This is a genomic window from Gordonia sp. YC-XJ4 (assembly GCF_059511865.1).
Genome location: NZ_CM183447.1, coordinates 4,310,240 through 4,325,840 on the forward strand (window position 1 = coordinate 4,310,240; position 15,601 = coordinate 4,325,840).

Genomic DNA, 15,601 nt, shown 5'->3' on the forward strand with positions numbered 1-15,601 from the left:
CTAACCCCGCCCCGGTCTCCTGCCCTCCTCCGCTACGGAATCGAGCGCTGTCAGTTCGGCGTCGAGCACCGGGCCGATGACGGCGAGCGACGCCGCATCGGCCATCCCGAGATGGTGCGTGGCGACGTCGACGTTGCGGATCTCGCCGGAGACGTAGGCGCGCCACCCGTCGGCGATCGTGCTCGGGTCGTCCTTGTCCTCGGTCGCGGTGAACACCTGCAGATCGCCGCGAAAGACCGCGGGCACGAACTCCAGGACCACCTGCGGCGACAACTCGAAGCTCGTCATGATCCGGTCGACCTGGTCGGCGCCGAGCAATCCCATGCCCTCGATCTGGGCCCGGATGATCGCGGTGACCTCCTCCGGCGTGGACGCCTGCACGTCGTCGCCGAGATCGAACAGATCGCGCCAGCCACCGAGGACGTCGACGACGACCGAACCGTCCTGCTCGGCGCCGGGTCGTGCGGTCGCCTCGGGCGCCGGCTCGACGGTCCGCTCGGTCGCCCCCGGGTCCTCCGGTACGGAGTCCATGACGCCGAGGAAATCGACGGTCTCGCCCTCGTTCTGCAGACGCGTGGCCATCGCATGCGCGATCACACCACCGACCGACCAGCCCAGGATCCGATACGGGCCATGCGGTGCGACCTCGCGGATCTTCGCGACATAACGCTGCGCGAGCGCGTGGGCATCGGTGATCGACGGTTCGCCGCCGACCACATGCGGGTCCTGCAGGCCGTAGATCGGCCGATCGGCCAGATACGGCACCAGCCCTCCGTAGAACCAGGCCAGCCCACCGGCGGGGTGAACGCAGAACAGCGGCGGCTGCGAACCCTCGGCGCGCAGGGTGATCAGCACGTCGGCAGTCGTGGCGTCGGCCCCGGTGATGCGTTGCGCCAGCCCGCGCACCGTCGCGTCCGAGAACAGCCAGGCCAGTTCGATCTCGAGCTGATGCTCGCCGCGCAGATACGCCGCGACCCGCGCCGCAGACAGCGAATTGCCACCCAGATCGAAGAAGCCGTCGCCGGCGCCGACCTCGTCGACGTCGAGCACCTCGACGTACGCGGCGGCGACGGCACGCTCGACGTCGTTGCGCAGCGGCTCGATCTCACGCTCGACGATCTGCGGCGCGGGCAACGCCCGTTTGTCGAGCTTGCCGACCGGGGTGAGCGGCAGGTGCGCGAGCACCGTGATCGACGCGGGCACCATGTGCGCCGGGAGCCGCCGGGTGAGGTGCGCGCGAAGATCCGCGATCAGAGTCGTCTGATCGGCGTCGAGATCGGTCGGCACCACGTAGGCGGCGAGTGCCGAGGCGACCGATCCCCCAACTCCGTCAGCACCGACCCCGTCAGCACCGACCCCGATGACGACGGCAGCGTCGACGAGGCTGTGCCGGCCGAGCTCTGCCTCGATCTCACCGAGTTCGATCCGCAGTCCGCGCAACTTGACCTGATCGTCACTGCGGCCGGCATATTCGATCACCTGACGTCCGTCGGGGCCGCGCCGCCAGCGTGCGAGATCGCCGGTGCGATACATCCGTGTACCGGACGCACCGAACGTCGCGGCGACGAAGCGTTCGGCGGTCAGGCCCGGGCGGTCGAGATAGCCGCGCGACAGCGCGCACCCGGCGATGTAGAAGTCGCCGACGACACCCTCGGGCACGGGATGCAGCCGGGCATCGAGGACGACCTGCTGCAGTCCGTGCAGCGGCGCACCGATCCGCACCGGCGTCCCCGGAGTGGCGATCTCGCCGATGTTGGTGAGGATCGTCGTCTCGGTGGGGCCGTAGGCATTCTGTATCCGGACGTGCGCCGACCAGTGGTCCTGCAGCGCCTGCGGTACGGCCTCACCACCGACGGCGATGCACTCCACCGCGGGCAACCGGGCCGGGTCGAGGGTCGACAGGGTCGTCGGGGTGAGGAACGTGTGTGTCACCTCACGGTCGATCATGAACTCCTGCAACGCCTCCCCGCCGACGGCGTCGGCCGGTCGATAGACCAGGGTGCCGTTGTTGGCCACGGCGAGAAGATATTCGAGGACCGAGGCGTCGAAACTCGGTGACGCATAACCCATCACGATCGGCCCGTCACCGACGCCGAGCCGCGCCGACTCGGCGCGTGCGAAGTTCCACAATCCGGTGTGCGAGACCGCGACACCCTTGGGCCTGCCGGTCGAGCCGGAGGTGTAGATGACGTAGGCCACGTTGTCCGGACGCACCACCCGCAACCGGTCCTCGGCACCGATCGGTGCCTCGTCCATCGCCGCGATCTCGGCTGCGGTCGACTCGCGATCGGTTGCCACCCACTCGAAGTCATCACCCGGCAGGTCACCGACGGACGCGATCGACAAGCCGAGGACGGCCCCGGAATCCTCGATCATGGCCGAAACGCGCTCGGCCGGATAGCCGGGGTCGATCGGTACGTAGCCGCCACCGGTCTTGGCGACCGCCCAGATCGCCACGAACAGATCGGCCGACCGCGGGATCGCCAGCGCCACCAGTGATTCGGCGCCGATTCCGCGGCCGATGAGCCATCGTGCCAGCCGGTTCGAGCGGGCATCGACGTCGCGGTAGGACAATGCTGCACCGGAGGGGTCGACGACCGCGGTACGTCTGCGCTGGCCGGCGACCGCCGCAGCGAAGATGTCGGCGAGCACCATGGGCGCCACCTCGGGTCCCCCGGACACCGGGACCAGCTCATCTAGCTGTTCGGCCCGCAGCAACGGTGCGTCACCGACCGCGGTGCCCGGCTCGGCGGTTAGCCGATCCAACAGACCGACCAGGCTCGCGGCCATCGACTCGACGCGGTGTGCATCGAACAGATCGGTGGCGTACTGCACGGCGCCGGACCAGGAGTGGCCCGCCGCTGCCGGGGTCACCGAGAACAGCAGGTCGACCTTGGCCGGGATCTCCCCGATCGACAGCGGCCGAACCTGCAGACCGGCCATCTCACCGCCGGCGACCGACTCCCCGGCGAGTTCGGCGATCACCGACTGTTCGAGGGTGAGCAGGACCTGGGTCAGAGGCGCAAACGCTTCCGAGCGCACCGGATTGAGGTGATCCACCAACGTCTCGAACGGGATGTCGGCGTGCGCGTACGCGTCGAGATCGATGCCCCGGATGCGTTCGAGCAGGCCGTGGAAGGACTCCTGTGCCCGGTAGTCGGACCGCAGGACCAGAGTGTTGACGAACATGCCGATCAGCGGGTCGAGTTCGGGTCGGCCACGGCCGGCGACAGGTGTGCCGACCGCGATGTCGTCGCTCGCCGAGAGCCGGGCGAGCAGTACCGACAGCCCGGCGTGGATCACCATGAACGGAGTGACCCGATACTCCTGGGCGAGTGCGGTGATCCGCTCGGCGATCGGGGCGTCGATCTCGAAATGTGTTGTCGCCCCGCGGGTGGACGCGACCGCCGGACGCGGACGATCCGTCGGCAGGTCGAGCACACTGGGCAACCCCGCGAGCTGATGTGACCAGTAGCCCCACTGCGCGTGCAGGACCGAGCCCGGCTCGTCGACCGAACCGAGGTACCGGTGCTGCCACACCGCGACGTCGGCGAATTGCAGTGCGAGCGGCTCGAACTGCGGTGGCGTGCCGGCCACCCGTGCGTGGTACGCGGTCACCAGATCGGCGACGAGCGGCGCCAGCGACTCGCCGTCGGCGGCGATGTGGTGCAGCACCAGTACGAAGACGTGCTCCTCGGGGCTCGCCGACCACAACCGGGCGCGCAGCGGGAAGTCGACGGTGACGTCGAACCCGGTCGTCGCCGCCACCTCGAGGTCGTCGCGGCTCCCGGCGATCTGCCAGTCGACCGGCGCGGATACCGGGTGGACGAGTTGCTCGGGCACACCGGCGTTCTCGGGGAAGGTGGTGCGCAGGATCTCGTGTCGGGCGACGACGTCGAGGACCGCGTCACGCAACGCCTCGACGTCCAACGCACCGTGCAGGGCCAATGCCGCGGGCACGTTGTAGGCCGGTGAGGTGGGGTCGAACCGGTTGATGAACCACATGCGTTGCTGTGCCAAGGACAGCGGCACGTGGTCGGGTCGTGGCGCAGGTGGCACCATCGCCGGGCCTGCTGCGCCCCGACCGCCGGCGAGGGCGGCGAGTTCCCGGATGCTCGGTGCCTCGAAGACGTCACGGACCGAGATCTCGCGTCCCAGCGCCTCACCCGCGCGCGCCGCCACCCGCATCGCCGACAGCGAGTTGCCGCCGGCATCGAAGAACGACTCTGTCACACTGACCTGCTCGACGCCGAGCACGCCGGCGAAGACCTCGGCAAGCACCTGTTCGGCCGGGGTGGACGGTGCCACGATCTCCCCCGACACCTGCTGCGGCGCAGGTAGTTCTCGGCGTGAGATCTTGCCGGCTGTATTGAGCGGCATCTGCTCGAGTAGCACCCAGATGGTCGGCCGCATGAACTCGGGCAGCGCCCGGGTCACGGTGGCCTTGACGGCATCGAGGTCGACGGTGTCGGGCGCGAGATAACCCACCAGCGATTCGCCGGCAGGTGTGGTGGCCACCGTCGCGGCGGCATGGACGACCCCCGGGGCGGAGGTGAGCACGGCCTCGATCTCTCCGAGTTCGATGCGCTGGCCGCGCAGCTTGGTCTGGAAATCGGTGCGGCCCAGGTACTCCAACTCGCCCTCGGCGTTCCAGCGCACCAGGTCGCCGGTGCGGTAGAGCCGAGCGCCGGCAGGCCCGTAGGGGTCGGCGACGAACCGTTCGGCAGTCAGGGTGGGTTGGCCGGCGTACCCGCGAGCCAGGAGATCCCCGCCGAAGTACAACTCGCCGGGCAGTCCCGGCGGTACCGGACGCAGACGCTCGTCGAGGACGAGCGCGACGGTGTTCCACAGTGGCCGGCCGATCGGCACGGTGTGGCCGTCGCGCCGGATGTGCTGCACCGCGGCGTAGATCGTCGTCTCGGTGGGACCGTACTGGTTGTACAGTTCCGTGGCGGACAGCAGTCGCCCGATCGCGTCGGCCACCGGGCGGGTGAGCGCCTCACCACCGGTGTGCAGCAACCGCAACGCCGTGAGTTCGGCCAGGTCGGATTCGTCGACGATCTCGGCCATCGCGCCGAGTACCGAGGGCACCAGCGTCGCCGAGGTGACGCCGTGATCGATCATGCGGCGCGTCACCAGAACCGGGTCGCGGTGCTCTCCGGGGTGGAGCAGAACGAGCCGTCCGCCGCACACCACGGGGCGGACGATCTCGATGATCGCGGGGTCGAAGGTGTACTCGAGTTGTTGCAGCACAACGTCGTCCGGGCCGAATCCGTAGTAGTCGCGGTCGAAGGCCAGATGCGTGCTCAACGCCCGACGCGAGACGGTGACACCTTTGGGTCGTCCGGTGGACCCGGAGGTGAAGATGGTGTAGGCCGCGTGCTCGGGAAGGACTGTCGCCCGGCGATCGTCGACCGTGACCGGTGCGACGGCGGCGGAGTCGACCACAGAGAGATCCACTGCAGTGGCGGCGTCGACCGTCAGGGTCCGCGTATCGGGGAGTGCGGCGATCCCGTCGGGGATCGGGCCGGGTCCGACGAGGACGAGTGACACGTCGGCCACCTCGGTCATGTAGCGCACCCGATCCTCCGGTGCGCCGGTGTCGATCGGCACGAACTGTGCGCCCGCAGCCCACACGGCGTGGATCGCCACGATCATCTCCACGGAACGCGGAATGCACACGGCCACAGCCGTGTCCGGTCCCACTCCGGACGCGATCAGCTCACGGGCGAGCGTGCTCGCGCGGGTGAGCAATTCGGCATAGGTGACCTCTCGCTCGTCGGCGATCACCGCGATCGTGTCGGGCGTGTCGGCGGCGCGGCGGGCCAACAGGTCGGTGACCGCATCGCCCTCGAGCGGTACCACCGCGCCGTGCGACCAGTCGTCGAGGAGTGCTGCGGTGGCCGAATCCACCAGCGGCACTTCGCCGATCGGAGTGCCCGGTGCGTCGACGAAGGTCTGCAGGATTCGGGTGAGCGCGGTGGCGAAGACCATGATCTGCGCCTCGTCGAAGGCCGTGGGCAGATACGCGAATCGCAGGTGGAGCCGATCCCCGCGCACCGATGTCGCGAGGTTCAGCGGGTAGTGGGTGGAGTCGCTGACGTCCACGCCGCGCACCTGTAGTCCGCCGACTGCCGTCGGCGACGCCGAGGACAGGGAGGCGGTGTCCACCGGGTACGACTCGTGCACCGTGAGGGTGTCGAAGGCGATGGGAACGCCGCTGTGCGCGATGATCTCGGACAGACCGAGATGCTGGTGGTCGAGGACCGCGGTCTTGTCGTCCTGCAGGGCGCTTGCCACGGCCGCCAGGGTGGCGTCGGGGTCGACGTCGACGACCACCGGCAGCGTGTTGATGAACAACCCGACCATGTTCTCCACGCCGGGAAGGTCGGCGGGACGGCCTGACACGGTCTCCCCGAACGTGACCACACGCGAGTCCGAGAGCCGCGAGACCAGCAGCGCCCAGGCGACCTGCAGCACGGTGGCCAGGGTGGTGCCGTGTCTGCGGACCGAATCCTCCAGTGCGGCGGTGAGTTCGGCCGACACGGCAACGATGTGTTCGGCGGGTCGGTGTTCGGCGGTGGCCTCGGCACCCGGCGCGACGAGGGTCGGCCCCTGCGCACGAGCGAGTCGTCGCGCCCACGCCTGCAGCCCCGCGCGATCGTCGATGCGGCCGATGTGGTGCAGGAAGTCCCGGAAGTCTCCCCCGGATCCGTCGCCGGTGTAGGCCGATCCGGTGGCATACAGCGCCATCAGGTCGGCCAGGACCAGTGGGCCCGACCAGCCGTCGAACAGGATGTGGTGGTTGGTGATCACCACATCGGTCTGATCGCCGTGACCGATCACCACCACCCGGAGCAGCGGCGGCGACGCGAGGTCGAACGGCTCGTTGCGTTCCTGCCGCGCGATCTCGGCCACCCGGTCCGGTGCCGCGGCGTCGTCGGCGAGGTCGACGACCCGCCACCCGGCCCGTGCGTCGGGCGGGATCACCGCGAGGACCGCACCACTGCGGGCACGCACGAACCCGGAGGCGAGCACCCGGTGCCGGAGCAGCAACTCGTCGGCGGCCGCACGCAGCCGGTCGAGGTCGACGTCCCCACCGAGCCGGAGCACCGCCTGGGTGACGTACGCATCGACGACGTCGTCTGCGGTGTCCGCAGTGCCACCCGAGGTGGCCGTGGCCGGGCCGTTACCGGCGAGCACCGACTGGAAGTAGAGGCCGCGTTGCAAGGGCGACAGCGGCCAGATCGTCGCTCCGGGATAACGCGCCGCCACCTCGTCGAGGTCGTCTTGGGTGGCGTGACTGCCGGGCACGTCGGACGGTGAAAGACCCACCGGCTCTCCGGCGTCGGCGATCTCGGTGAGTTCGGCCAGTTCTCGCCGCCACCGCTCGGCGATGTCGGTGGCGTCGGCCTCGGAGAGTACGCCCTGGGCGAATCGCAGATCGGCCGCCAGTACCGGCCCATTCGCTCCGGTGGTGACGGCGGCGTTGATGGTCAGCGGCGCCATCACCGGCATCGCCCCCGACACCGAGGACGGCAGGAACGGCGCGTCGGGTGCGGGCAGGAAGTGGGCCGTCGCGCCTCCGCCTACGTCTCCCCCGTCACCGACGTCTCCCCCGCCGTCGGTGGCAGCCCGGTTGCCGAGGTAGTTCAGGGCGATCGTCGGCAAGGGGCGTTGCGCGAGAGGCGAGTTCGCCACCGCACGCAGGTCGGCGAATCCGATGCCGTGATCGGGGATCGTCAGTCGTTGTTCCTTGGCCGATTTGACCGCGTGCACGGCGTCGGCACCGGGGTCGACGAGCATCGGGATCAGGGTGGTGAACCATCCGACGGTGCGCGAGAGGTCGGCGCGACGCGGGTCCGGGCCGGACTCGAGGATGTCCTCGTGGCGGCCGTGGCCCTCGACGAGGATCGCCACCGCCCGATCGTCGGCGATACCACGCTGCTGCTGCCAGGACCGGATCGCGCGCGACAGGGTGCCGGCGAGAACGTCGTTGACGCTGCCGCCGAATGCTTCGGGCACGGCGGTGAGCAGTGGCTCGGTGATCGGCGCGTCGATCCGCGCGATCACCGAGCCGACCGTGCGTAGGCGGTCCCGCTGCGGATCGGGGTCGACGCCCAGCCGGGTGGGCGTCTCCGGCGAGCGCGAGAGCCACAGCGGCAGTTCGGATTCCCGCGACTCGCGCCGGTCGGCCAGCGCCTGTTGCCAGGCGCGCATCGACGTCGGCTCGGAGCGTACGACCGGCGGCGTGCCGGCCGACACCGCCGCCGCCGCGGTGAGCAGGTCCTCGATGAGGATCGGCCACGACACGGCGTCGACGGCCAGATGGTGGATCACCAGGACCAACCGGGCGGCGTCGACGCCGACCACCAGCGCGGCACGCATCACGTGCCCGGCGGCCGGATCCAGTAGCGCTGCCGCCCGCACATGAGCGGCGCGCACCGCCTCGTCGAAATCTTCTGTGCCGGAGGCACTGTCGGTGATCACCCGCTCGATGGCGGCATGTGCGTCGAACGGCTCGCCGGTCGTCAACGCCCATCCGACCGCGCCTCGGGTCAGTCGCGCCGTGAGCATCGGGTGCGCCGCGCAGACCGCCGCCAGCATGATCGCGAGATCGTCGACCGACAGTTCCCTCGGTGCCGCCAGCACCATCGACTGGTTGAAGTCGGCGAAGTCCTCGGGTGCGGGCGAGGTGTCGACCATCCACGAGATGATCGCGCCGAGTTCGGTCGGCCCGGTGGGTCCGCCGGGCGGGTCGGCCAGTACCGGCAGCGCTGTGGCACCGTCGGTGGCTGCACGGGCCATCGCCCGAACGGTCTTGTGTTCGAAGATGTCTCGTGGGGTCAGCGTCAGTCCGGCGGCCTTGGCCGCCGAGGCGAGCTGGATGGACATGATGGAGTCGCCGCCGAGGGCGAAGAACGATTCGGTCACGCCGACCTCGTCACGACCGAGGAGGCCGGCGACGATCGCGGCGAGAGCGGTCTCGGCGGCGGTGGCCGGCGATACGCGATCGGCGGCCTCGAATACCGGCTCCGGCGCGGGCAGCGCGGCCCGGTCGAGTTTGCCTCCCGGGGTGAGCGGCAACTCCGCGAGGACGACCACCTGGTGCGGGATCATGTGCCCGGCCAGCCGTGCACCGGCGGCGGTGACGATACGCGCCGGGTCGATGGTGGCGCCGTCGTCGGGAACCAGGTAGGCCACCAGCCGCGATCGCCCGGAGTCGTCGGCGACTCCGAGGACCACCGCCGAGGCCACCTCGGGTAGATCGGTGAGCACGGACTCGATCTCGCCGAGTTCGATGCGTTGCCCGTTGATCTTGACCTGATGGTCGGCGCGCCCGGCGAATTCGATCTGCCCGTCGCGGCGCACGCGCACCAGGTCGCCGGTGGCGTACATCCGCTGCCCTGGGATACCGGTGAACGGGTCGGCGACGAAGGACGTTGCCGTCAGGCCCGGCCGTCCCAGGTAGCCGCGGGCCAATGAATCGCTGGTCCCCAGATACAGCTCGCCCACCACCCCGCGCGGCACGGGGTGCAGTCGCGCATCGAGGACGTAGGCGGTGAATCCGCGGACAGGATGGCCGATCGTCACCGGTCGGCCCACCTCGGAGCGGCCGGTGCTCGACCAGACCGTCGCCTCCGACGGGCCGTAGAAGTTGTACATGCGGCGTCGATCGGCCCCGCGTCCGTCGGCACCGCGCCCATTCGCCCAGCGCACCACCAGTTCCGGCGGGCAGGCCTCACCGCCGGTGACCAGATTGCGGATCGTGCGACCGCGTTCGACCGGGACGGTCGCGAGCACCGTCGGGGTGATCAGGGTGTCGGTCACCCGATCGCGGCTCAGGACGGCGCCGAGGGCCTCCCCAGCGTAGGCGGTCGGGGGCGCCACCACCAGGGTGTGTCCGAGTGCGACGGACCACATCATCTCCAGCACGGAGGCGTCGAAACTCGGTGAGGCGACGTGCAGGACGCGGGTGTCGGGCGCCTGTTCGGGGGTTCCGGTGATCTCCCGGAGGGCGTCGACGAGAGTCGCGATGCCACGGTTGCCGACGCCGACGGCCTTGGGTCGGCCGGTGGAGCCGGAGGTGTAGACGAGGTAGGCCAGGGTGTCCGGGCCGATCTCGCCGGCACGGTCGGCTGCGGTCACCGGCGCTGCCGGGCGGGCCGGATCCGTGGCGATCGCGACATCGATCCAGTCGCAGCCACCGGTACCCAGGCGGTGTCGGGTCGCCGCGTTGGTGACGCCCAGGCGCACACCGGAATCGGCGATCATGTAGTCGATGCGGTCCTGGGGGTAGGCCGGATCGATGGGGACGTAGGCGGCTCCGGAACGGATCACGCCGAATACCGCCACGACGGAATCGACGGCGCGCTCGAGACCGACGGCGACCACGTCGTCGGGGCGCACACCGCGGGCGATGAGCTCGCGCGCCAACCGGTGGGTGCGCTCGTCGAACTCGCTGTGCGAGAGCACCTCATCGTCGCAGATCACCGCATCACCAGCGGGGTCGAGCACCCGCGCGTCGAGGATCTCAACGAGCGGTCGGGGTGTGCTGATCCCGCCGTCGGCGGCCGGCTCGAGGACGCCGGTGGAATTACGACTGGGGCGCATCGCCGAGAGCGCGGCATCGTCGACGACGTCGATGTCGCCGACCGCGCGCCGGGGGTCGGCGACCATGGTGGTGACGACCTGGAGCCAGGTCTGCGCGAACCGGACGACGGTGTCCTCGTCGAACAGCGATGTGGCGTAGAGGAAGTCGGAACGCATCGGACGATCGGCGGACCGGTCGGCGACGCCGACCGTCAGATCGAACTTGGCCACCGCGTTCAGCGGTCCGAGCGGGCGTGCGGCCAGCCCCGCCACCTGAACCTCGGCCTCGGCGTCTGCGGGGGCGCCGGCCGATTCGTGGGTGAACGCGATCTGCACCAGCGGTGGGTAGGCGGTCGAGCGCTCGGGGGCGAGTTCGTCGATGAGATCGTCGAATTGCACGTCGGCGTGGGCGAAGGCATCGACGTCGGTCGAGCGCACCGCCGCCACGAAGTCGCCGATCGGCACTGCCGGATCGACGTCGGTGCGCAGCACGAGGGTGTTGACGAACATCCCCACCAGATCGGCGAGCGCGGCGTCGGTGCGCCCGGCGATCGGCGCCCCGATCACCACGTCGGAGGTGGCGGCCAGGCGCGCCACGGTGATGGCCAGCGCGGCGTGAGAGAGCATGAACGCCGTCACATCATGTTCGCGGGCAAAGGCTTCGAACTTCGCCGCCACCGCGTCGTCGACCTCGACGGAGACGACGCCCGCCGTCGTGTCGAGCACCGCGGGGCGCGGGCGGTCCATCGGCAGGTCGGTGACCGCGGGCAGTCCCGCGAGGTGGGCACGCCAGTAGGCCATCGCCGCGGCGGCCGGCGATCCGGGATCGGCGACGTCCCCGACGACCTCGCGCTGCCACAGCGCGAAGTCGGCGTACTGCACCGGCAGTGGCAGCGGTGCGTCGATCCCCGCGCCGGTGCGTCGTAGGTAGGCATTGAGCAGATCCCCGACGAACACCGGCGAGGACTCACCGTCAAAAGCGATGTGATGCACCGTGATCACCACATCGGAATGTGCGGCACGATCCTCCGCGGCGCGGCCCCCACCGCGATCGGTTCGCACCCGCACCCGGATCGGCAGGCGGCTCGACACGTCGAACCCACGGACGGCACTCGCGGCGAGTTCGGCCTCGTCGTCGGTGACCGCGAAGTCGAGTTCTTCTGCCGCCGCGTCGGTCTCGAGTATCCGCTGGTATGGGCCGGCGCCATCGGACGGGTAGACGGTGCGCAGCACCTCGTGTCGCGCGAGGACGTCGAGGACGGCCAGCCGAAGGGCGTCGGTGTCGACCGCACCCTCCACTCGCAGCCCCATCGGGATGTTGTAGGCCGACGAGTCGGTGTCGAACTGGTTGATGAACCACATCCGCGACTGCGCGGTCGACAGCGGAAGCCGTTGCGGCCGTGGTCGTGCCGTGAGCTGTGCCCGGGTCCGCCCGCGTCCGGTCAGGGCGTTGGCGAGTCCGCGGACCGTCGGCGTGTCGAACAGATCGCGGACGGTGACATCGGCGTCGAGTGTCTGCGCCACCCGGGCGGCGACGCGGGTCGCTGCCAACGAGTTGCCCCCGAGGTCGAAGAACGACTCGGTCACGCTCACCCGATCGAGTCCCAGCACGTCGGCGTAGATCGCGGCGATCTCGGTCTCGGGTCCGGTCTCGGGCGCGACGATCTCACGGACCTCGATCTCCGGCCGGGGCAGCGCGCGACGGGCGACCTTGCCCGCACTGTTGCGGGGCATGACCGTCATCGGCACCCACAAGGTGGGGCGCATGTATTCCGGCAGCGCCCGCGTGACCGTCGCCCGGACGGCGTCGAGGTCGACGTCGTCGGGGCTCACATAACCGACGAGCTGTGCTCCGGCGGGAAAGTCGACGACGGCCGCGGCGGCGTGCACGACACCGGGGGCCGATGCGAGTACCGCCTCCACCTCGCCGAGTTCCATCCGCTGCCCGCGCAGTTTGACCTGAAAGTCGGTGCGGCCCAGGTACTCGATTTCGCCGGCGGAGTTCCAGCGCACCAGGTCGCCGGTGCGGTACAGGCGCGCGCCGGGCGGCCCGAACGGATCGGCGACGAAGCGCTCGGCGGTGAGCGCCGAGGCAGAGGCATACCCACGCGCGATCTGGATGCCGCCGAGGTAGAGCTCACCGGGCACGCCGACCGGTACGAGTTGCAGCCGCGCGTCGAGCACGAACGTGGTGGTGCTCGGCACCGGGACACCGATGGGCACGGTGGCCTCGCCGGGCAGGACGTGGTGGGCGGTGACGTCGACCGCCGCCTCGGTGGGGCCGTAGAGGTTGTGCAGCTCCAGCGCGGGCAATTCGGCGAGGACCGCCTGCGCGGTCGCCGCCGCGAGCGCTTCCCCGGAGGTGAACATCGCCCGCAGCGAACGCAATCCGGACAGCCGCGGGCCGAGCACGTCGACGAACGTGGCCAGCATCGACGGCACGAAGTGGATGACCGTAACGTTCTCGGTGGTGATCAGGTCGGCGATGTGGTCGGGGTCGCCGTGCCGATCCGGCTCGGCCAGCACGAGGGTCGCGCCGACGGTCGCGGGCAGGAACAACTCCCACACCGACACGTCGAAGGTGATCGGCGTCTTCTGCAGCACGACGTCGGAGTCCTTGAACCCGTACCACTCCCGCATCCACTCGAGCCGGTTGACGATCGCCGAGTGGGAGACCGTCACCCCCTTGGGGCGCCCGGTGGAACCGGAGGTGAACAGCGTGTAGGCGGCATCGTCGGGCCGGATCGGTGCGCGCCGTTCGGCGTCGGCGATCGGCGGGGTCGCCGGGTCGATCGGCACCGACGTGTCGACGCCGATCACCCGGATCGGTTCGGGCAGGTCGGCGATCACCGCGGGAGCCGCGCCGTCGACGACGAGGACGATCCGGGCGTCGGCGGTGTCGAGCATGTATCGCACCCGGTCGAGCGGTGCGTCGACGTCGAGGGGGACGTAGTGGCCGCCGGCCTCGACGATCGCGTGGATCGCGACGAGCATCTCCACCGAGCGTGGCATCGCCACGCCCACCGTCACATCGGGGCCGACGCCCGCGGCGATCAGCCATCGGGCGAGATCGTTGACGCGCGCCGCGAACTCCGCGTAGGTGACCCGTCGGTCACCGCACACCACGGCCACGCCGGGCGACGCGGCACTCATCCGGACGACCTCGGTCACGCGTTGTCTCCCTCTCTGTGCCCCGTGTCCCCATGCCGGTTGTCCCTGTGCCAGTTGTCCCCGTGCCGCCGTGTACTCGCGTCGTCGGCGCCGGTGCGTGGTTGCGCCCCGTCCGACATCAGTGTCGACAGCGTGCTCGCGGGATGGCGTCCCGGCGTGCCCGACGACCACTGCACCAGCGTGTCACGTTCGGCCGGGGCGACGATCGGGGCGGCACCGACCGCAGCGTCGGGCGTCTCGGTCACCGCGTCGAGCACAGCGACGAATCGCGCCACCAGCGTGGCGATACCGGCCTCGTCGAAGAGGTCGGTGGCGTAGACCACCGACGACCGCCACGGTCCGTGAGGGCTCGCGCCGATGCTGATCGACAGGTCGAGCTGCGCACCGACCACCGGCGGGGTCATCGGCGTGATGACGATGCCGGAGTCGTCGGCGACGGCCTCGGTCGGTGTCGGCTGCGCCATGGTCAGCAGCACCTGCGCCAACGGTGAGAATGCTTGTGAGCGCACCGGATCGACGGCGTCGACGACGGTCTCGAATGGGATGTCGGCGTGCGCGAACGCTTCGAGGTCCACGCCCCGGACCTCGTCGAGCAACTCCGCGAATCCCGTCGCGGGATCGACGACGGTCCGCAGGACGAGCGTGTTGACGAACATGCCGATCAGTCCGTCGAGTTCGGCCTGGCCACGGCCGGCGATCGGGGTGGCGATCGCGATGTCATCGGTCGCCGAGAGCCGTGCGAGAAGCACCGCGAGCGCCGCGTGGATGACCATGAACGGGGTGACGCCACGGTCGCGCGCCAGACCCGACACACGGTCGGCGATCGGGCCGGGGATCTCGAACTCGAAGAGCGCACCGGCCTGCGAGGCGACCGCGGGCCGCGGATTCTTGGCGGGCAGGTCGAGAACGTCGGGCAGCTCGCGCAACCGCTCTCGCCAGTAGGTGAGCTGACGTCCGACGACGGTCTGCGGGTCGTCGGCGGACCCGAGTTCGCGGTGTTGCCACAGTGCGTAGTCGGCGAATTGCACCGGCAGTGGCGCGAATTCGGGGTTCTCGCCGGCCACCCGTGCCCGGTAGGCGGTGATCATGTCCGCGATCAAGGGCCGCATCGATTCGCCGTCGCCGACGATGTGGTGGATGACCGCGAGCAGGACCCAGTCGTCGTCGCCGGCGTGCCACAGCCGCACCCGGAACGGGGGTCGCGCGGTGACGTCGAAGCCGGTGGCTGCGGCCTCGTACATCTGCGTCTCGTCGGCGACCACCGCCCAGTCGAGGCGGGCGAGAACGTCGTCGGGGCTGTGTACCCACTGCACCGGTTCGCCGTCGATTGTCGGGAATGTGGTTCGCAGGATCTCGTGGCGCGCGACGACATCGCGCACCGCAAGGGCCAGGGCGTCGGGGTCCAGTGGTCCGCTCAGGCGCAACCCGACCGGGATGTTGTAGGCGACCGACTCCGGCTGCAGGCGGTTCAAGAACCACACGCGACTCTGCGCGAAGGACAGCGGCACGGGCTCGGGTCGCGGGACAACGGCCCGGACCGGCGCGAGCGCACCGGCGCGGCCGGCGGCCACCCGGGCCAGTGCGCGCGGCGTCGACGCCTCGAACACGTCGCGCACACCCAGTTCGGCATCGAGCGCGTCACCGACGCGTGCCGCGAGTCGGGTGGCGCTGAGCGAATTACCGCCCAGGGCAAAGAAATCCGCGGTGACCGACACCCTGGTCATACCGAGGATCTCGGCGAAGCACGCCACCACCGCGGCCTCGGCGGCCGATGCGGGGCCGACATGCTCACCGGCGTCGAGCACGGGGTCGGGTAGTGCACGTTTGTCGACCTTGC

At 70.2% G+C, this 15,601-nt stretch carries 2 protein-coding genes (1 of these 2 only partly in view); both read right to left on the reverse strand.

What is annotated here, in order from left to right; all coding sequences use genetic code 11:
- Positions 1 to 13,764 carry a non-ribosomal peptide synthetase gene (locus tag AC5ZH6_RS19325; protein ID WP_496167686.1) on the reverse strand — a complete coding sequence of 4,588 codons (13,764 nt, stop codon included), beginning with the start codon at positions 13,762 to 13,764 and terminating at the stop codon, positions 1 to 3.
- Positions 13,761 to 15,601, reverse strand: the 3' end of a protein-coding gene (locus AC5ZH6_RS19330) for a non-ribosomal peptide synthase/polyketide synthase (RefSeq protein ID WP_496167688.1). Its footprint extends 38,410 nt past the window's final position; only the last 1,841 of its 40,251 coding nucleotides appear in the window; its start codon lies off the right edge, out of view; its stop codon occupies positions 13,761 to 13,763. Before AC5ZH6_RS19330 ends, AC5ZH6_RS19325 begins: the two co-directional genes overlap by 4 nt.